This window comes from Novosphingobium sp. SG751A (assembly GCF_013149295.1).
GTDB lineage: Bacteria > Pseudomonadota > Alphaproteobacteria > Sphingomonadales > Sphingomonadaceae > Novosphingobium.
In genome coordinates, this window is the sequence record NZ_JABGCB010000006.1 from 190018 (window position 1) to 209597 (window position 19580).

The following is a 19580-nucleotide window of genomic DNA, read 5'->3' on the forward strand; positions in this document are numbered from 1 at the left end:
AGGGCGGCCTAGGATGCGCCCATGCCTTTTGCTTTTCCCACCCGCAGCCGCCTTGCCATCGCCCAGACCATCCGCGTTATGGCCGCTTGCCTTGCCACCTATTGGCTGACCGGGCTGATGGGGGTGAAACAGGGCTATTGGGCGATTTTTACCGTGCTGATCGTCATGCAGGGTTCGCTGGGGGCAACGGCGGCGGCGGCCTTTGACCGGCTGATCGCGACAATTGCCGGGGCGGTGCTGGGCGGAGCGGTGGTGATGGTCACACCCCGTGATCCGCTGGCCGTGGGGGCATCGCTGATTGCCGTTTCGGGGGTGCTGACCTTTGCCGCCGCGCGCCAGCCCCGGCTGCGCGGGGCGGCGCTGACCTCGGCCATTGTGCTGTTGACGCGATCGCCTGATATTCCGGTCGGGGTCTTTGTCGTGGACCGGATTGTCGAGATCACGCTGGGCGGGGCGATTGGCGTGATGGCAAGCCGGTTCATCCTGCCCATGCGCTCACGCGGGACGATGATTGCTCGCTTTTGCGAGATCCTGAACACGATGGCGCAATTGCTGAACGCGCAGGCCGATGCGCTGGCGCGGGGCGAGGCGCTGGTTTCGGCCGAGGCCAATATCGCCCTGCGCCAATCGCTGGTGGCGACCGAGGCGGTGTTGAATGACGCGCGGCGCGAAAGGGCGATGGGGCTGGTCCGCGAGGATGTGTCCGATGCCATCCCGCGTACGCTTTGGCGCATCCGCAACGGCATTGCCCAGATCGGCCAGATTCTGGGCAGCCCATTTCCGCCGACTGCGCTGGCGATTGTCGGCCCGGCGGTGGAGGCAATGCTGCGCGCTCATGCGCAATCGGCGCGGGATGCGGCGGCGGCCCTGTCGGATGGCGCGGCGCCAGCGCAAAATTCCGAGGCTGCCGAGGCTTTCGAGCGGGCCTTTGTCACCCTGCAACATTCCGACGAAGCGCGTGCAATCCCCTTTGATGCGATGGGGCGGGTGTTTGGCATGGCCTTCACCCTGCGGCGGATGCAGCAGGACTTCCACGATCTGGGCGAGCGGATCGCGGAGTGCCGATAGAATTTCCAACTTAGAGTTGAAGATCATTCAAAGAGATAGGTAATTATCGCCTTGAGGTAAGGAGCGTAGAAGCCTGGCATCCCTTCTTCACGGAGCCTTCCCCCATGAAACTGTTTGTCCTTGCCGCCGCTCTCGCGCTGCCCATCGCCGCCCATGCCCAAACCGCCCCGGTTCTGGGCGGCACCTACAAGGTGGAATCGCATCACACGCTGGCCCAGTTTTCGGTCAACCACTTTGGCTTCAACGATTTCTTTGGCGTGATCCCCGATGCCACCGGCACGCTGGTGCTCAACCCGGCGCAGGGTCTGGCGGGCACCTCGCTCGATGTCTCGCTGCCGGTTGACCGGATCTCGACGACCAATGCCGTGCTGGACGGCGAGCTGAAAAGCGCCGACTGGCTGGACGCCGCCAAATTCCCCACCATCCGCTTTGTCTCGCAAAAGGTTGAGCAGACCGGGCCGCGCACCGCGCGCATCACCGGCACGGTCACACTGCATGGCATCAGCAAGCCGATGGTGCTGAGCGCCACGCTGGGCGGTTCGGGCGTCAATCCGATGACCAAGGCCTATACTGTGGGCTTCAGCGCAACCGGCACGATCAAGCGTTCGGAATTCGGCGTGACCAAATATGTCCCCTATGTGGGCGACGATCTGGCCATTTCGATCACCGCCGCCTTTGAAAAGGCCAACTGACATGGGGGCCAGCGTTGAAAGCCTGCGCTATTCGGCTGTTGCCATGGTGCTGCATTGGCTGGTGGCGGGCTTTCTGCTGGCCAATCTGGCGCTGGGATGGTGGATGAAGCAATTGATCGGGCTGGACCAGTTTGAGGCGTTTCAACTGCACAAATCCATCGGCATGAGCGTGCTGGCGCTCTCCATTCTGCGGCTGCTCTGGCGCGTGAGCCATCGCGCGCCGGCCCTGCCCGAAACGATGAATGCGTTGGAACGTTTCGCCGCCCATGCCACCCATCTGTTCTTCTATGCCATGATGATCCTTATGCCATTGACCGGCTGGGCGCTGGTGTCGGTCAGCCCTTTCAACATTCCCACCCTGCTCTGGCACACGATTCCCTTGCCCCATATCGCCATGCTGCATGATCTGGCGGGTCCGGCGCGGGCCACGGCGGGCAAGCTGTCGGGCGGGGCGCATGTCGCCATGGCGTTTGGCGGCGCGGCGCTGATCGGCCTGCATGTGGCCGCGGCGCTCAAGCATCAATTCATCAACCGCGATGGCGTGCTGGGGCGGATGGTGCCGTTCCTTTCGGCCACACCGCGCTGAGTTTTCCGGAGAATTTCCATGCGTTATGCTTTCCTGCTGGCGGCGTTGGTCGCCAGCCCCGCTCTGGCCGCAACCGCTCCGTCTTGGGCGGTTAATAAGGCCAAGTCGCGCCTCGGTTTCGTGGCCTCGATGAATGGTCAGGCGATCAATGGCGCCTTCCGCCGCTTTGACGCGCGCATTCAGTTCGATCCGGCCAATCTGTCCGGCTCGTCCGTGGTGGCCACGATCGACACGGCTTCCGCCTTCACCGGCGAGGCCTCGCGCGATCAGTCGTTGCCCACTGCGGACTGGTTCAACATCAAGGCTTTCCCGCAGGCAGAGTTCAAATCCAGCCAGTTCAAAAAGGTCGGCCCGGATCGCTATATCGCGCAGGGCAATCTGACCATTCGCGGCATCAGCCGCCCGGTTGCGTTGCCCTTTCAACTGGCGGTCAAGGACAGGCTGGCCGTGATGCGCGGGAGTCTCACCATCGACCGGCGGACCTTTGGCGTGGGGCAGGGGCAGTTCGCGGGCACCGAAGCGGTTGCCGCCAATGTCCGGGTTGATATTGCTGTCGAAGCGACGCGCTGAAAGGATTGAACCCATGCTGGTCGAAGGCAAATGGAGCGCCAATTGGCAGCCGGTGCAGGCCACCGATGAAAAGGGCGGCTTCGTCCGCCAGATTTCCGGCTTTCGCCACTGGGTCACGCCCGACGGCAAGGCGGGGCCGACCGGAAACGGCGGTTTCAAGGCCGAGGCGGGGCGCTATCATCTCTATGTCGCGCTGATCTGCCCATGGGCCTCGCGCACGTTGATCGCGCGGGAATTGAAGGGCTTGCGCGATGTCGTTTCGGTCTCGGTGGTCGAACCGGCGCTGACCGATGAAGGGTGGCGCTTTGGCGATTATCCCGGCGCCGGCCCCGACCCGCTCCATGGGGCGACCTATATGCATCAGGTCTATACCCGCGCTGATCCGGTCTATACCGGCCGCGCCACCGTGCCGGTACTGTGGGACAAGGCCAGCGATACGATGGTCAGCAACGAATCGGCCGACATCCTGCGCATGTTCAACAGCGGCTTTGGCGATCTGGCCAGCGATGCCTATGACCTCTATCCGGAGGCCCTGCGCGAAGAGATCGACGCGCTGAACGACCGGATTTATCCCGCGCTCAACAATGGCGTCTATCGCGCCGGTTTCGCTACCACGCAGCTGGCCTATGAGGAAGCCTATCGCGACGTGTTTGCCATGCTGGACGAACTGGAGGCGAGGCTGGCGGCGGGCGGGCCTTATCTGTTTGGCGATGCGCTGACCGAGACGGACATTCGCCTCTTCGTCACGCTGGTGCGCTTCGATGCGGCCTATCACGGTCTGTTCAAATGCAACCTGCGGCGTCTGGCCGAATATGGCGCGCTCAGCGCCTATCTGGCGCGCATTCTGGCCATTCCCGGTGTGCGCGAGACGGTCAGCATCGATCACATCAAGCAGGGCTATTATTCTATAAAATCTCTTAATCCCAATGGTATTGTGCCGGTGGGGCCGGACCTGAGCGCGCTGGGCCTATGAGGCCATGGCCCCCCTGCGGCAGGCGCAAGGGGGCCATGATCGTTACAGAGCAATAGACAGCCGCGCGTAATAATAGCCGCCATTGATCCCAAAGGGCGAAAGCGTGTTGGGCGCGTTCAGCACCGTCCCGCCATTGATCAGCGTGCCCCCGCTGGTGGCCGTCACGGTGCCGGGGATCAGCGGCACCAGCGGCGGCTTGCGATTGAACAGATTGTTTGCGCCAATCGCCAGATCGATTGCGCTGCTCAGCTTGTATCCCAGCTCCAGATCGGTGATGACGCTGGGGGCGATGCGCGATGTGTACCATGTCGCGCCGCTGTTGGGCGAGACGCGGGCGCTGACCGGGCCATAGAGCGTTTCGCGCAGGTTGACCGTCCACTTGCCGCTGGTCAGCAATCCGCCGAGGCCCACCTTATAGGGCGCGGCCGCCGTTTCCAGATTGCTGACCGCGCCCTCGTTGAACAGGGTGCTGCCCAGTCGGTTGCGCGTGAGCTTGGTGTCATTGACGCTGCCCGCCAGCGAGAGGTCGATTTTGCCGATGGCGGTGCTGACCGGATAATTGGCCGAAAATTCCGCGCCCAGCGTGCGTGTGTCGGCGCCATTGGCAAACAGGCTGACCCCCGCATAGGTGGCCGCCGGGTCCAGCACATTGCCATGCGCAGCCACCGCGTCCAGCACTGCCTGACTGACGATGGTGGTGCCGCTCTTGCCCAGAATCGTGCCTGTGGCGACGATGCGGTTGCGAATCCATGTGGCATAGGCGTCCGCCGTGATGGTCAGGCGCGGGATCGGATGGGCGACGAAACCGCCCGAAATGCCGGTCGAGCGTTCCGGCTTGAGGTTTTGAAAGCCCAGCAATTTGGCCGCATCCGAATTGGCGGGCAATTGCACCACCGCGCTGGTCGGCGAAACGCTGGTGGCCGAATAATATTGTTCGCCAAGGTTGGGCGCGCGAAAACCGGTGTTGACCGTGCCGCGCAGGGCAAAGTCGGGGCCGAAATCATAGCGGCTGTTGGCGCGGAAGCTGAAGGCATTGCCAAAGTCGGAATAATGCTCGAACCGGCCCGCCAGATTGACCTGCCATGCCGCCACCGGTTTGGCCGAAATGTCGCCATAGAGCGAGAAGGCGCGGCGCGCATGGCGGCCTGCATCGGTGGGCTGGAAACCGGGATAGGCCTGCGGGCCTTCCTTGTAGATCGAGGGGCCGTCGCCTTGCACGATGCCATAGGTTTCGCGCCGGAATTCCGCGCCCGCGGCCAGATGCAGCGGCTCGACAAAGCCGACCTCGACCGGATAGGTCAGGTCCAGATTGTTGGTCCACTGGCTGGATGTGAACTGGCCGTCATAGAAATTGCGCGGGGTGTATCCGGTGTCGGTATAGAGGCTGGCATTGGCCGAATTGAGCGTCCAGACGTCGATCTGATCCTTGCCATAGGTGCTGGAAAGATCCCATGTGCCCTTGCCCAGCGCGCCTTTGAGGCCGACCGTGCCGGCGTAATCCTGTTCGTGGATGCCGATCAGGGGAACAAAGCCGCCGGGATAGAGATAGGAGCCGTCGCTCTTCAGGATGCGGTTGGGCAGGCGGTAATTCTGTTGAGAATTGGCGACGCGGCGGCTGAAACTGCCATTGGCATAGGCCTGAACCGCGCCGAAATCATAGCCTGCATTGGCAAAGGCGGTGGTCAGATAATTCTGCGCATCGCCCAGAATAGGGTTGAGATTGGGCGATCCGGCAATCGCCCCCCAACTGGCCGGAACGCCCGAAAGGATGCTGCCGTCGACATTGCCAACGCGCCGGTCCGCGCCGCCTTGCTGGCTGTATCCGCGATAACGGTGCTGCACTGTCAGGTTGAGGAAACCCTTCTCGCCCAGCTTCGTGCCCAGATTGGCGCTTTGCGCGTTGGAGGATCCGCCGCCCTGATAATAGCCGCCGCCCGTCACGCTGGCGCTAAAGCCGTGGTCGGCATCCTTCAGGATGATGTTGATGACGCCCGCGATGGCGTCCGAGCCATATTGCGCCGCCGCGCCATCGGTCAGGATCTCGATCCGGGCAATCGCCGAGGGCGGGATCAAGTCGATGTCGGGCGCTGCGCCGCCCTGAAACGCGCCGCCTGATACCTGAAAGCTGGCGGTATTATGGCGGCGTTTGCCGTTGACCAGCACCAGCGTATGGTTGGGCGAAAGCCCGCGCAGCCGCGCCGAAAGCGTCAGATTGGACACGTCCCCGCCAAATTGCTGGGCGGCAAAGCTGGGAGCGATCTGCGTCAGGGCCTGATTGAGGTTGGGCTGGCCCACGCGGGTCAGCGTGCCGGAATCGATCAGCGAGATGGGCGCGGCGCTGTCGGCGGCGCGGATGCCGGTCTGGCGGGTGCCGGTGACGATGATAGCCTCGCCTGGATTGTCGCCCGCGCTGTCATTGTCCGGTGCGGCCTGCGCGCTCTGGGCCGTGGCGGCCAGAACCAGAGCCGAGGCGGCAGAAAGGAAATTCCCCAATCGTTTCATCATTTTCCCCCTGTAAGGACGAGGCGCATATTTGCGCGGAACGGTTTCCTGCCCGTCGCAAGAAAACTCTATTAATTTGATAGTGATTGAAGGATTGCGCGGGCAAATGAGTTTTGCGCGCGCGAAATTGGCGGCACTCAACCGTTTTGCATTTCTGATTTCAAAGGGGTGGGGGGACAAATTTCGCTTGGGGGTGGACAAAGAGGAATAGTTGGCACCGCGCCTATACTCTATTATATTAATAGACATTATCCCTTTGCGCGGAGTCCATCATGTCCTCCCATCCTGAATTTCCTCTGGTGCTGACCGTGCCGGGCCTCGACAATTCCGGCCCGAACCATTGGCAGACCCGCTGGGAAGCGTTGCACCCGCGATGCGAGCGGGTGGAACTGGGCCTGTGGGACCGGCCGCATCGCAATTCATGGGTCAATCAGCTCAACCTTGCCCTGCGCCGCGCGCCGGGGCCGGTGCTGCTGGCCGCACATAGTCTGGGCTGCCACGCGGTGACGGCATGGGCCGCGATGGAGCCGGATGCCGCGTCGCTGGTGGCCGGGGCCTTGCTGGTCGCGCCGCCCGAGGTCGATTTCTTTCCGCTCGACACCCGCGTCAGCGCCTTTTCGCCCACGGCCTCGGGCCCCTTGCCCTTTCCTGCGCTGCTGCTGGCCAGTCGCAACGATCCCTATTGCGGGCAACCGGCGGCGCGGGTTCTGGCGCGCATGTGGGGGGCGCAATTCCTCGATGCGGGTGCGCTGGGCCATATCAATGCCGACAGCGGGCTGGGCGATTGGGAGGATGGCTGGCGGCTGTTGACGCAGTTGGTCGAGGGGGCTGCGGCGGGGCCAGTTGCGGGCGTGCAGGCGGGTGCGCCTGCACGCTAAAGGCTGAGGTCTATTTGGCGCATCCGGGGTCGGGTTTCCCAGCCCATTCCACCGCCTGCGTCAGCATCCGGCGGTAATTGGCGTCGGCAAAGCTGGACGGCGGATGGCCGATGGCCGAATAAAAGGCGCGGCCCCGGCCCACGCAATGTTTCCACGCGATGGGATGATCGGCCCCCATGCGCAGATTGGCAGGCGGATCATAGCTGGCCTCATCCAACGTGGCCAGCACGCGCACACCCTTCAGGCGGGGATTGGCGCGGAAGGAATACCATTCGTCGGTCATCGCGAATTGCGTCGGGATGCCGCGCGTCACCGGGTCCTCGCCTTCCAGATGCAGCGTGGCAGGACGGAATTGCGGATTGGCCGGATGGCCCAGAAACGCCGCACCTACCAGACTGTCTGTGTACCAGTCCCAGAAGGTGGCCGGATCGCCCGCCGCGCCATGGATGCCGACAAAGCCCCCGCCATGCTCGACCCAGTCTTTAAGCGCGCGGCGCTGGGGCAGGGTCAGCGCATCACCACTGATATTGTTCCACACGACCAGATCATAGCGGGCCAGCACTTTGGGCCGGATCGCGCCGCCCTTGTCGGTCACCTGCATCGACCAGCCGTTTTCCTGCGCCAGCCCCATTAGCGCCTCACGCGCGGCGCCCACCGATTTGACGTCGAGGAAGCCGTTGATCTTTTCAAACACCAGCACATGCAGCCCCTTGCCCGAGGGGCGTGGATCGGCGGGCTCATGGTCATAGCGCGCGCATCGGGCCAGTTGGTCGGCGCTCGAGACGGGCAATTGGCGCAGCCGCGCGTCCAGCCGGGCCAACAGAGCGGGATCCTTGGGCGGCCCGGCCTGGCCGCTGGAAAACACCCCGCGCAGCGAGACGATGGCGCTGAAGGTGGGGGCCTTGGTGCCGGTCAGGAAGGGGTTGAGGCCGGTGAAGCTCTCGCCCAGTTCGGCCGCGGCCGCCGCCTTGGCCGCCGGGTTGATCAGCACGTCGATGAGCGGGCTGTCGATCGAATAGGGCGCCTGCGCCATCGGGCAATCCTTGACGGCATTGGCGGTGACCGCATCGGCGGCAAAGGCGGGCGTCGTCAGGACAGGCAATGCGAAACCCGCGCCCATCGCCCCGATCAACAGCTTTGTCGTTCTTATCATGCTCATATTCGGCCCCTCTCTTTATGGATTTGGTATCATCATGCTCTGATTGCGCTACCATTGCCATAGGAGATTGCACGCAGCCGCGCCGGTCGGGCCATCGCGGCGAAAAAGAAACATTGGGAGATGGCCCCGCCGCGCTGGACATTGCCGGGGGTAGGGCGATATAGCGCGCGCCAATTCCCCATTGGCAGGAGCATATAAGACCATGCTGTTGCGCAAGCATTAAGACCGCCGGACACCAAGCTTTCATGCCGACTATCAGCCTGATTATCCCTGCCTTCAACGAAGAAGATTATCTGCCCGCGTGCCTTGACGCGGTCATGCGGAATGTGGCGGGCAAGGCGTTCGAGATTATCGTTGTCGATAATAACAGTACCGACGGCACGAAGCAGGTGGTCGAACGCTATCCGGGCGTGACCTATGTGTTTGAGGCGGAAAAGGGCATCACCCGCGCCCGCCAATGCGGTTTCAAGGCGGCAAAGGGCGAGATTCTGGCCTATGTCGATGCCGATACGCGTCCGCCCGCGGGCTGGGTCGAACAGATCATCGAGCAGTTCGACAAGAATGACAAGCTGGCCTGCCTGTCGGGCCCCTACAGCTTTTACGATGTCAGCGGTTTGCGCAATGCCATCTCGAACGCATGGTTCGTGGCCGCGCGCCCGCTCTATAATTTCACCGGCTATATGCTGGTGGGCGGCAATTTCGCCATCCGGCGCGAGGCGCTGACCAAGATGGGCGGGTTTGACGCCACGATCGAATTCTACGGCGAGGACGTGGACATCGCCAAGCGCGCGAAGAAGCAGGGCAAGGTCCTCTTCTCGCCCAGCTTTGTCATGCCCACATCGGGCCGCCGCATGGCGCGGCAGGGCTTTGCCAAAACCGCCGCGATCTATTTCATCAATTATTTCTCGATCGCCTTGCGCGGCAAGCCCGCCACCAAGAGCTATCTGGACATTCGCTAAGGCGTCTGTCCTTCTGGACCCAGATTGCCGCCCATGCCGATGGGCGGCCTTTATGATGACAGGAAAACCCGTGACCAAGGCAATCAAACTGACGCTGACCGAGGACGAAGCCGAAATCATCGTCGATGCTCTGGAAGCCGACATGGAAGGCTATCTGGAATCCGCCAAGGAAGCGCGCGGCAATGCCAACCGCGAAGACGTCAAGACCTTCAGCGAAGCGGCCGAGCGTATCGGCGCGCTGATCAACAAGGTGCGCGCGCTGCTGGATTGAGCCTGATGCGTGCCCCTGCGCCATGCGGGGGCCGGCTCCATGGGAGGACCGGCGCCCGTGATGAAGCGCGCAGGCAAGACTGACGGAACCGCGCTGGCTGCCCTATGCATGGCGGGCGCGCAGGTATCGGTCAATGTCGGCGCGGCGCTGGGCAAGACCTTGTTCGCCAGCGTTGGTCCCGAGGGCGTGGCGGCGCTGCGCACCTCGATTGCGGCGATCCTGCTGATGGCGATTGCCCGGCCATGGCGCGCGATGCCGTCACGTGAGCAGATGGGCTGGCTGGCGGTCTATGGGCTGACGCTGGGCAGCATGAACCTGCTGATCTATGCCGCCTTTGCGCGGATCCCCATCGGCGTTGCGGTGGCCATCGAGATTTGCGGGCCGCTGGGCGTGGTGCTTGCCACCAGCCGTTCCTTGCGCGATTTCCTGTGGCTGGGGCTGGCGATCGGCGGCTTGCTGCTGCTGGCGCCATGGCCGGGCGGGGCAATGCGGCTCGATCCTGCGGGCATAGGCTTTGCGCTGGCGGCGGCGCTGACATGGGCGCTCTACATTCTGGTCGGCAAGCGCGCAGCGCAGGTGCGCGGCACCACGGCGGTGGCGTTGGGCATGACGATTGCCTGCTGCGTCACGCTGCCCTTCGGCCTGTCGGCGGCGGGGGGGCATTTGCTCGATCCTTCGGTGCTGGGGCTGGGCATCGGCGTGGCGCTGCTGTCCAGCGCCTTGCCCTATGTGCTGGAAATGAAGGCGTTGGGTCATTTGAGTGCGCGGGTCTTTGGCGTGCTGACCAGCGCCGCGCCCGCTGTGGCGGCTTTGGTCGGCTTCATCATTCTGGGCGAGCGACTGACCGCCGCGCAATGGCTGGCCATCGCCCTGATGATCGCGGCCAGCGCCGGCGGATCGCTGGCGGGGCGGCGCGCCTGATTTCCTTGGGGAAACCGGGCAAAGGCGCCGTCACCGGAATTTTTCATAACTATCCGCCTGTCGGATAGACCCGGCTTGCAGCGCGACGGCGATGCCCGCAATCATGACCCCATGACGGATCGCAATTCCCCCATCACCGCGCGCCAGGAACTGGCGCGTCATTGGCCCATCGTGCTGGCCGCCGCGCTGGGCGTTGGTTTTGGCACGATGGGCATCGGCTTTTACTCGCTGGGCCTGTTTGTCAAACCGCTTCAGGCCGAATTCGGCTGGAGCCGCGCGGCGGTTTCGGGTGCGGCCACGTTTCAGCAACTGGGCATTTTCCTCTCCGCGCCGCTGATCGGGCGGCTGGCGGACCGTATCGGGCTGCGCCCGCTGGCGATTGCCTCCTATATCGCCATGCCGTTGGCGCTGGTGGCGCTTTCGATGGCAGGGCCTTCGGTGTGGGGCTGGTATGGGCTGTGGCTGCTGGTCTCGCTGGCCGGATGCGGCACGACACCGGCGGCATGGGCGCGGATGGTTTCGATGCGTTTCGATGCGGCGCGCGGGCTGGCGCTGGGGCTGATGCTGGTGGGCACGGGGCTGGCCGCAGCGCTGGTTCCGGCGCTGCTGGGGCCGATCTTTGCCCATGATGGCTGGCGCACGGCCACGCTGGTGATGGCCGGGGCCGCCGCGCTGGTGGGCATCCCGCTGGGCCTGATGCAAAGCCGCGAGGTGCCCGCCCCTGCTGTGGGCGAACAGGGCGGTCATTTTGCCAGCCGCGAAGGCGGCCATTTTGAGCGCAACCGGCCCGTCTTCATGCTGCTGGCCATTGCCTTTCTGGTGGGGGTGATCGTGGCGGGGCTGATCATCCATCTGGTGCCTATGCTGGTGGACCGGGGGATGGACGCGGGGTTGGCGGCGAAAATGGCGGCCAGCATTGGCCTTGCGGTGATTGCCGCAAGGGTGATCGTGGGCTGGCTGTTCGACCGGTTTCATGCGCCCTATGTGGCGGCGGTGTTTCTGGCCATGCCGGTGGGCTCGTGCCTGCTGCTGGGGCTGGGCGGGCCGGTGCTGCCTGCCGCGCTGATGCTGGGGCTGGCGGCGGGGGCCGAGGTGGATATGTTGGCCTTTTTCACCAGCCGCTATGCCGCGATGAAGAATTACGGCGCTACCTATGGCGTGATCCTTGGCACGTTCAGCCTTGGCGCGGCGCTCGGACCGATGATGGTGGGATATAGCGTGGACGCCACGGGCGGCTATGGCGCGGCTCTGGCCGGATCGGGGCTGGGGCTGGGGCTGGTGGTGGTGCTGATCGCTTGTCTGGGGCCGTATCGCGCGCAGGAATAATCGGTTCTCTCCGCCTGTCGGATGCCGCTTTTGCGCTGACGCAAAGGGGCAGGCGCCGCGCTGGGCCAGTCTGGGCTCCTGTCACAGGGGAGGACGCCCATGCTGGAACGCGAACATATCGAATTTGTACAGGCCCAGATGCTGCCATGGCTGCGCATCGGCCCCGGCCTTGCGCGGCCCGATGCCGAGATCAAACTGCTCAGCCGCGATGAGGGCGACGGGGCCTGTTCGGTCCTGCTGCGCTTTCCGCCGGGGTGGAGCCGGGAGGGGCCGGAGCATCTGCTGGCTGATGAGGAATTCTATGTCCTCGAAGGCCAGATCGAGCTGAACGGGCAGAATTACGCGCAGGACACCTATGCCTTCCTGCCCGCAGGGTGGACGCGGGGCACGACCTCGACGCGCACGGGCTGCGTGCTGATCGCCTTTTACAGCGCCGATCCCAAACTGGTGGCCCATGCGGGCGATGGCCGGGCTGAACAATCCGCCCGCGCGGTGCCCTATCTGGATGTGGCGGCCATGCCATGGGATATGAGCCTGAACGATCCCAAGCTCAAACATCTGGGCATTAGCCGCAAGGATCTGCGCCGGGATCCCGAAACCGGCGAGCGCACCTTCCTCTCGCTGATCCTGCCGCAGGCGATCCCGCAGGGCAACAAGGGGCCGCAGGAGATGCATCCGGTGGTCGAGGAAAGCTACCTTATTGCCGGATCGCTGACCGGGCCGCAGGGGACGATGTATCCCGGAGCCTATTTCTGGCGGCCGCCCTATATCGCCCACGGCCCCTATGGCGCGCGCTGGGGCAGCGTGTCCCTGATGCGCTTTGTGGGCGGCGCGCATGTCAATATCTGGACCGAGGCGGAGGCGGGCTTTGATTTTGCCGCGCCCTATCGGCCGGACCTGCCGTTGCGTCTGGCACATCTGGCCGATGTGCCTTTTACCCCGCCCGCGCGCTATTGATCAAAGCGGCGGTATTTGCCCAGCAGCAGGAAACTGGCAGCGGAGAGGACCAGCGCCACGGAGGAAGCCGAAAGGATCGCATGGAAATTGCCGGTGGTGTCATGGTTATGGCCAAACACCATCGGCGAAAACCCGGCCCCGGCGGCAAAGCAGACATAGAGCAGGCCATAGATCGCGCCATAACGCCGCAGTCCGAAATAGCGCGCCACAAAGAAGGCCACCATATCGTATTCGATGCCCAGCGCGAAACCCAGCGTGAAGGTGGCAAGCCGCGCATGACCGACATCGAGCAGCCCGCTGCCCAGATACCACAGGCTGATGGCGGGCAGCGAGAGGATGACAAAGCCCACCAGCGGCGCCCAGATCCGATCCAGCAGCCAGCCCCCCACCAGCCGCCCGATGATGGCGGCGAGCCCGATCAGCGGCGTAACCGTCAGCGCCTGTTCGGGCGATAGGCCGCCATCTTTCAGGATCAGTTCCAGATTGGGCACCGGCCCGCCCATGGCAAAGGAGGTGGGCACCAGCGCCGCCGCAATCAGCCAGAAGCGCCAGTCGCGCAGCGCCTCGGGTGTGGTCATGCCGGGGCGCTCGACGGGGGCGTGATGGCCGTCGGGGGTGCTGCGCTCCTCCTCGCGGAACAGAAAAAAGGCAGCCGGAAAGGCGATCAGCACCGGCAGCAGCCCCACCGCCACAAAGCCCATCCGCCAGCCATAGGCCGCCAGCACCGCGCCCAGAAAGGGCTTGCCGAAAATGCCGAACAGGCCTGTGCCCGTCATGGCCAGCCCCAGCGCCAGCCCCTTGGCCCGGTCAAAGCCGCGATTGACCGCGCGGGTAAAGGTGATCGGCAAAGTGGCCGCGCCGACAAGGCCGATGGCCAGCCATGTCAGATAGAACTGCACCAGCGAACCGGTGAGCAGCGAGAGCGAGACAAAGCCCAGCCCCCACAAGGGGATCGCCACCAGAATGATCCGCCGCGCCCCGATCCTTTCGGCCCATGCGCCATAGGACGGCCCGGCCCACAGCGACATCAGCGTGATGATCGACATCGAGGCCATGATCTGACCCACCGACCATCCGAATTCGCGCACCAGATAGGGTGCGAACAGGCCCATCGAATAGGTCGGCACCGCCGCCATCCCCAGACCTATGCCCAGTGTGGAGGCCAGAATGACGCCCCACCCGCGCGAGAATTCCTCGCGGGCGGTAAGGGGTTGTTGGGGCATATTGCTCATGGGGCCTCGGTGCTTGTGGTTTAAGAGGCGATTTGGCGCAGCAGGGCGGCCCGGCGGCAACGATGCCCCGGCCCGCACTCCGCTGTGCGGATAATCCGCGCCGGGGCCGAGGCTTTGGCGCGGCCTATGGGCAGACTGCCCGCCGACCGAGCAGGAGGAATTGATGCGCCGCGCCTATGCCGACGGGCCTTTTGGCCAGATCCATTATCAATATGCATCAGCCAGTCTGGCCGAGGGCGCCCGCCCGCTGGTGCTGCTGCATCAGGCGATCATGGCAAGCGGGCAATTCGACCATGTGTTCGCCCCGTTGATCGCGCATGGTTTTGCGCCCATCGCCATCGACATGCCGGGCTTTGGCCTGTCGGATGCGCCCCCGGCCGCGCCCGTCATTGCCGATTATGCGCGCTGCGTGGCGCCGGTGCTGGATGCGCTGGGCATCGGCCGGGCGGCGGTGGCGGGGCATCACACCGGGGCGCTGGTGGGCACCGAATTTGCCCTTGCCGCGCCCGACCGGGTCGAGGCGCTGGTGATCCACGGGCCGATGATCCTGCCCGAGAATGAGCGCAAGGCGCTGACCGAGGATATTTGCACGCGCGAAATCGCCTTTGCCGCACGGGCCGGGGGAGCGCATTTGGTCGATGTCGCGCGTATCCGCGAAAGGCTGTCGGAAGGGCGGATCGCGCCCGATCGCATCACCGATTATGTGGTTCAGGCGATGCAGGCCTATCGCATGGGGGCCTATGCCTATGGGCATAGCGCGGCCTTTGCCTATGACCATACCGCTCCGCTGCAAAGGCTGGCGCTGCCGGTGCTGATCCTGTCGAACACGGGCGATATGACCCATCCATGGGCGCAGGCCGCCCGCGCCCTTTGCCCCGATTTCGCCTATGCCGAGATTGCGGGCGGCGGTATCGATATTTGCGATGAAGATCCGCAGGGCTGGGCCGATGCCGTCGCACAATTTTTGAAATCGCTGTGATCCTGAGCGGGCGGATCGCCTATCGCGACGCGGCGGGGCAAGAGACGGGGTATGAAACCTTCGACCTCATCGCCGCGCAGGGCCGCCGCCTGCTGCGCGCGCTTTGCGTGATGGAGGATATTGGCCTGATCCGCGAAGTCTCGATCGGTATGGGCGATGATTTCCGCCCGCATGACGGGCAATGCCGCATCTGGCAGGGCGGGGCCGAAAGCCTGATGCGTTTTTCCGTCGGGCCGGATCAGGCGGTCTGCGGCGATCATGTCCTGCCGCTGGGCGCCCCCTTGCCCTATCTGGGTCTGCACCCGCTGTCGGGCGACGCGCTGATCATTCATCAGCGCGGGACCGATGCGCCCGGAGACTATCGCCTCATTGCCGCTATCACCAATTCCATCTCGCCCAATGGCGAGGAGGATCTGCATATGCAGGCAATGGAGATCGCGGTCGCCTATATGGGGCCGGGCGAGATAGACGTGGCGGCGGGGCATTTTGCGGCATGGCATTATCGGCTGCGCTGGCGCGATGACTGGCCACCGGCGGATCTGTGGGTGCGCGCGGGCGACGGCTTGTTCCTGATGATGCGCTGGGCCATGGTTCCGGCATGGTTTGAACTGACCCACTGGTATGATTGTCCGCAGGGCGGATAAGTCTGGGTGAAGACACGCCTATAGCCGCGCTTGCGCAAGAATGCGGATGGGCGGGCCGTTGCAATCCGGCCACCAAGCCTATCCCCCGAAGCCACAGGAAATGCCCGCGATGACATCCCCCGCCACGACCCTTCAGGCCGATCTGCACGACAAGGTGCCCACCGGCGTCGTGCTGCGCTATGGCATCGGCCAGTTGGGCGCGCAGGTGTTTCGCGATACGCCCGCCGTGCTGCTGCCTTTGTTCATGACCACGATGCTGGGGGTTCCGGCGTGGCTGGCGGGGCTGGTGGTGCTGGGGCCGAAATTGTGGCTGATCCTGTGCGATCCTTTGGTGGGGGCGTGGTCGGACCGGGTCAAGGCGCTTTATGGCCGCACGCCTTTCCTGATCGGCGGGGCGCTGGGCACGGCGGCCTCTTTCGTGGCGCTGTTTGCGGCCACCAGTTTTTCCAGCCCCTATTGGGCCGCGGCTACGGTCTGCGCGCTGTTCTTCGTTGGGTCCACGGCCTTCAGCATCTATTCGGTTCCCTATCTGGCGATTGCGGCCGAATTGTCGGGCGATCCGCATCAGCGCAACCGGATCATGGTGCTGCGCATGTTCTTTGCCACGTTCGGCGTGCTGATCGGGGTGGGCGTGGCCCAGCCGATCATCGAGCATTTCGGGGGCGGCGCGGCGGGCTGGCATATGATGAGCTATGTGCTGGGCGCGATCTGCCTTGTTTCCATGCTGACCACGGCCGGCGGGATGCGCCGGGTGCCGCTGATCATGGCGGGCGATGTGCCGGGCAATCTTTGGCAGCAACTGGCGCTGGTGCGTCAGAACAAGCCTTTCCTCGTGCTGCTGGCCACCAGCTTCATTTCAAACATCGGTCAGGCGGCCTCCTATACGGTGATCGGCTTTGTGTTCCTTTATGCGCTGGAGGCGATCTGGCTGATCCCGATCTTCATCCTGTGCATGTCGGCGGCCAGCCTTGCGGCCCAGCCGCTTTGGCTCTGGCTGCCGCGCCGTATCGGCAAGCCGCGCGCCTATATGGTCGCTGCGCTGGTCTGGGTGGCGGTCACGATCACCTGGCTGTGGGCCGCGCCCGCCGATGACGTGGTCGGCCATCTGGGCGCGCAGGCGCTGGGCATGCAGCATGTGCTGGTGCTGGCCCGCGCGGTGGTGATCGGCATGGTCAATGGCGGGTTTATCCTGCTGGCGCTCTCGATGATGACCGATACGGTCGATTATCAACGCCGCCTGATGGGCGTGGCCAATGAAGGCGTGTTTGCCGGGCTGTTCTCCGCCTTTGAAAAGCTGGCCTTTGCCATGGGGCCGGTCATCGCAGGGCTGGTGATGAGCGCTTTCGGCTTTGTTTCCTCGACCGGCGGCGCGGCGGGCCAGACTCCCCATGCGATTACCGGGATCATCCTGCTCTACAGCGTGATTCCCGCCGTGATGCAGGGCCTCGCGCTGCTGGTGTTCAGCCGCTATCGCCTGCCTGTAATTGGCGGATAAGTCATTGTCCTATCTTGGCTTTTCACCGCTATGGCACATGTGTTCGCAGGGCGAACAGAATTTGCCCACCCTGCGGAGAAAGCCCCGTCGGGTGATGGTCCGTCGCCTCAAGTGCCGCAAACTTTCCCCGCATAGGCATGGGATCAACCATGCCAGGGGAGTTAAGCGAACATGAGGAATTCTTACCGGTTCTACGCGGGCGCGGCGTTGTTGGCGCTGAGCATCGGCGGCGCGGCACAGGCGCAGCAGGCGCCCGCCACCACTGCCCCCGCCACCACTGCCCCCGCCACCACGGATAATGCCGACATCACCGTCACCGCCACCCGCACTGCCTCGACCGTGCAAAAGGTTGCCGTGGCGGTGACGGCGCTGGGCGCGGAGACGATTGCCAAGCAGGGCATCACCAACGTCAAGGACATCAGCCAGATCGCGCCCAACGTTCAGATCCGCACCGTTTCGGGCGGCTCGGCGGGCATCACGCCCTATATTCGCGGCGGGGGGGTGACGGATGGCGCGAATGTCACATCGGAACCCGAAGTCGGCATCTATATCGATGATGTCTATCAGCCGCGCGCGGCTGCCTCTTTTATCGACCTGCTGGCTATTGAGCGGATCGAAGTGCTGCGCGGGCCGCAGGGCACGCTTTATGGCCGCAATTCCAGCGCAGGCGCGCTCAAAATCGTCAGCCGCACGCCGGGCGCCACGCCGGGGCTGAAGCTGGAATTCGGTACGGGAAGCTGGGGCGGGCGCAGCATCAAGCTGGTGGGCAATACGCCGCTGTCGGCTGATGGCGCATGGCGCGCCGGGGTCTCGGCGCTCTATCGCGGCCAGGATGGCGGGCGCCAGTATAATGCCACGCTGGGTAAGAAGGTGGGCGCGGAGAATTATTACGGGGTGAAGGGCGATCTGGCCTATGTCGGCGCAGGCCTGACCGCGCGCCTGTCGGGCTATTATTCGACATTGGATGGCGACGGGCTTTATCCTTCGGCGCTTTCGCCCACCTATGCGGGCAATGACTATCTGGCCGTGGCGCCGACCAGCGGCTCGTACCAGATCGTCCTCAGCCCGTCGAAGAGCTTTACCAAGGTGGTGCAATATGGCGCCAACCTTAATATCGAAGCCGATGTGGGCAGCGCCAAGCTGACCTCGATCACGGGCTGGAGCCATCTGCGCGACAATTGGGCGCAGGATTTTTCGGGCGGCGTGCCATGGTCGGCGCTGGGCGTGCCGCTCTCGGGCTATACTTCGCTGTTCGACCGCACCTCCTCGCTGCATGACACATCCTTCAGCCAGGAATTGCAACTCCATGGCGATGTGCTGAACGGCAAGGTCAGCTATGTCGGCGGGCTCTATTTCTTCCGCGAAACGGGCGCGCAGACGCTGCTCTCCAGCATTTTCTTCACGCCCTCGACCACGGTTTTTAACATCGAGACCAATTCCTATGCCGCCTTTGGCCAGATCGGCATCCATTTCACGCCGGAACTGACGCTCTCGCTGGGCGGGCGCTATACGCAGGATGACAAGAGGCTGAACGCTGTGATCACCGGGTTGGCGGTCAATCGCAAGGACAGTTGGGGCACCTTCTTGCCCAAGGCGGCGCTGGAATATCAGGTCACCCCGCGCGTGATGGCCTATGCCAGCTTTTCCGAAGGGTTCAAGGCGGGCGGCTACAATGGTCTGGCCAGCGATGCGGTGGCGCTCAATTCGCCTTTCGCTCCGCAAAAGATGAAGGCCTACGAACTGGGCCTCAAGACCGAGTTTCTTGACCGCAAGGGCAAGCTCAACATTTCGGCCTTCTTCAACGACTATTCCAGCCTGCAGCAACAGAGCGTGACCGGCACCGGCGCCTTCATCACCCAGAATTACGCCGCCGATCACAAGGGCGTCGAGGCCGAATTTTCGATCAAGCCTATCACCGGCCTGACGCTCTGGGCCAATGGCACGTATAATGACGGCAAGTACAAGGCATCGGCCGCCACGGTTGCGGGCGTTGCCTCCTATGTCGGCAATGCGATGACCAATGTGTTCAAATATCAGGTCTCGTTCGGCGCGGATGCTGCTGTGCTCGCTCATGGCGGCGAGGTGACGATGGGCATTAACACCACGGCACGTTCGGATTACTATTCGACGCCCGACAATCTCTACATCGGCCATGTGCCCTCGACCACGATCGCCAATGCCTATCTCGGCTTTGGCAAGGACAACTGGTCGCTGCGCGCCAATGTGAAGAACCTGACCAACCTGATCGTGTGGACCACCGGCTTTGGTTTCTCGGTGGTGCGCCCGCGTTACATGAGCGATCCGCGCACGTGGCAGCTGACGTTTACGTATAAGATGTAAAATACGGGCGGGCGGTGCCATCGGGTGC

General features: G+C 63.8%; 18 protein-coding genes. 15 read left to right on the top strand and 3 right to left on the bottom strand.

What is annotated here, in order from left to right; genetic code table 11:
* Positions 1-21: 21 nt before the first annotated feature.
* The 5 genes from FHW96_RS10035 (at position 22) to FHW96_RS10055 (ending at position 3889) form a co-directional block, all read left to right on the top strand.
* Positions 22-1068, top strand: coding sequence for an FUSC family protein (locus FHW96_RS10035; protein WP_172340427.1), 1047 nt, complete (start codon positions 22-24; stop codon positions 1066-1068).
* A gap of 104 nt (positions 1069-1172) precedes the next feature.
* Positions 1173-1760, top strand: a complete 588-nt coding sequence (locus FHW96_RS10040) for a YceI family protein (RefSeq protein ID WP_172340428.1) — start codon at positions 1173-1175, stop codon at positions 1758-1760.
* A gap of 1 nt (position 1761) precedes the next feature.
* Entirely contained in the window at positions 1762-2346 is a 585-nt protein-coding gene (locus tag FHW96_RS10045; protein ID WP_172340429.1) for a cytochrome b, read from the top strand.
* Positions 2347-2364: 18 nt separating this feature from the next.
* On the top strand, positions 2365-2916 hold the full coding sequence (locus tag FHW96_RS10050; protein ID WP_172340430.1) for a YceI family protein: 552 nt from the start codon (positions 2365-2367) through the stop codon (positions 2914-2916).
* A 13-nt stretch (positions 2917-2929) separates the two neighbouring features.
* On the top strand, positions 2930-3889 hold the full coding sequence (locus FHW96_RS10055) for a glutathione S-transferase family protein (RefSeq protein WP_172340431.1): 960 nt from the start codon (positions 2930-2932) through the stop codon (positions 3887-3889).
* A 42-nt stretch (positions 3890-3931) separates the two neighbouring features.
* Here FHW96_RS10055 and FHW96_RS10060 read toward each other — a convergent pair whose 3' ends face one another.
* On the bottom strand, positions 3932-6394 hold the full coding sequence (locus tag FHW96_RS10060; RefSeq protein ID WP_253950859.1) for a TonB-dependent siderophore receptor: 2463 nt from the start codon (positions 6392-6394) through the stop codon (positions 3932-3934).
* Between the two features lie 269 nt (positions 6395-6663).
* Here FHW96_RS10060 and FHW96_RS10065 point away from each other — a divergent pair, with 269 nt between their 5' ends.
* Positions 6664-7269: an alpha/beta hydrolase gene (locus FHW96_RS10065; protein ID WP_172340432.1), complete on the top strand. Its 606-nt coding sequence runs from the start codon at positions 6664-6666 to the stop codon at positions 7267-7269.
* Between the two features lie 10 nt (positions 7270-7279).
* Here the strand turns inward: FHW96_RS10065 and FHW96_RS10070 are convergent, their stop codons facing one another.
* Entirely contained in the window at positions 7280-8428 is a 1149-nt protein-coding gene (locus tag FHW96_RS10070) for a ThuA domain-containing protein (protein WP_253950860.1), read from the bottom strand.
* 245 nt (positions 8429-8673) lie between these two features.
* Here FHW96_RS10070 and FHW96_RS10075 point away from each other — a divergent pair, with 245 nt between their 5' ends.
* The 5 genes from FHW96_RS10075 (at position 8674) to FHW96_RS10095 (ending at position 12862) form a co-directional block, all read left to right on the top strand.
* Positions 8674-9387 carry a glycosyltransferase gene (locus FHW96_RS10075; protein ID WP_172340433.1) on the top strand — a complete coding sequence of 238 codons (714 nt, stop codon included), beginning with the start codon at positions 8674-8676 and terminating at the stop codon, positions 9385-9387.
* 70 nt (positions 9388-9457) lie between these two features.
* Positions 9458-9658 (top strand): hypothetical protein, encoded by a 201-nt coding sequence (locus FHW96_RS10080; RefSeq protein ID WP_168601450.1) that lies wholly within the window; start codon positions 9458-9460, stop codon positions 9656-9658.
* A 60-nt stretch (positions 9659-9718) separates the two neighbouring features.
* Positions 9719-10579 carry a DMT family transporter gene (locus FHW96_RS10085; protein ID WP_172340553.1) on the top strand — a complete coding sequence of 287 codons (861 nt, stop codon included), beginning with the start codon at positions 9719-9721 and terminating at the stop codon, positions 10577-10579.
* 111 nt (positions 10580-10690) lie between these two features.
* Positions 10691-11905, top strand: a complete 1215-nt coding sequence (locus FHW96_RS10090; protein WP_172340434.1) for an MFS transporter — start codon at positions 10691-10693, stop codon at positions 11903-11905.
* A gap of 99 nt (positions 11906-12004) precedes the next feature.
* On the top strand, positions 12005-12862 hold the full coding sequence (locus tag FHW96_RS10095) for a cupin domain-containing protein (protein WP_172340435.1): 858 nt from the start codon (positions 12005-12007) through the stop codon (positions 12860-12862).
* Here FHW96_RS10095 and FHW96_RS10100 read toward each other — a convergent pair.
* On the bottom strand, positions 12856-14085 hold the full coding sequence (locus tag FHW96_RS10100; RefSeq protein ID WP_172340436.1) for an MFS transporter: 1230 nt from the start codon (positions 14083-14085) through the stop codon (positions 12856-12858). The two genes, FHW96_RS10095 and FHW96_RS10100, sit on opposite strands and share 7 nt — an antisense overlap.
* Before the next feature lie 172 nt (positions 14086-14257).
* Here FHW96_RS10100 and FHW96_RS10105 point away from each other — a divergent pair, with 172 nt between their 5' ends.
* From FHW96_RS10105 to FHW96_RS10120, 4 genes are all read left to right on the top strand, one after another.
* Complete coding sequence (locus FHW96_RS10105; RefSeq protein WP_172340437.1) at positions 14258-15073, top strand: alpha/beta fold hydrolase; 816 nt, start codon at positions 14258-14260, stop codon at positions 15071-15073.
* Positions 15070-15717, top strand: coding sequence for a hypothetical protein (locus FHW96_RS10110; RefSeq protein WP_172340438.1), 648 nt, complete (start codon positions 15070-15072; stop codon positions 15715-15717). Before FHW96_RS10105 ends, FHW96_RS10110 begins: the two co-directional genes overlap by 4 nt.
* 109 nt (positions 15718-15826) lie before the next feature.
* On the top strand, positions 15827-17212 hold the full coding sequence (locus tag FHW96_RS10115; protein ID WP_172340439.1) for an MFS transporter: 1386 nt from the start codon (positions 15827-15829) through the stop codon (positions 17210-17212).
* A 171-nt stretch (positions 17213-17383) separates the two neighbouring features.
* Positions 17384-19552, top strand: coding sequence for a TonB-dependent receptor (locus FHW96_RS10120; RefSeq protein WP_172340440.1), 2169 nt, complete (start codon positions 17384-17386; stop codon positions 19550-19552).
* The last annotated feature ends 28 nt before the right edge of the window (positions 19553-19580 follow it).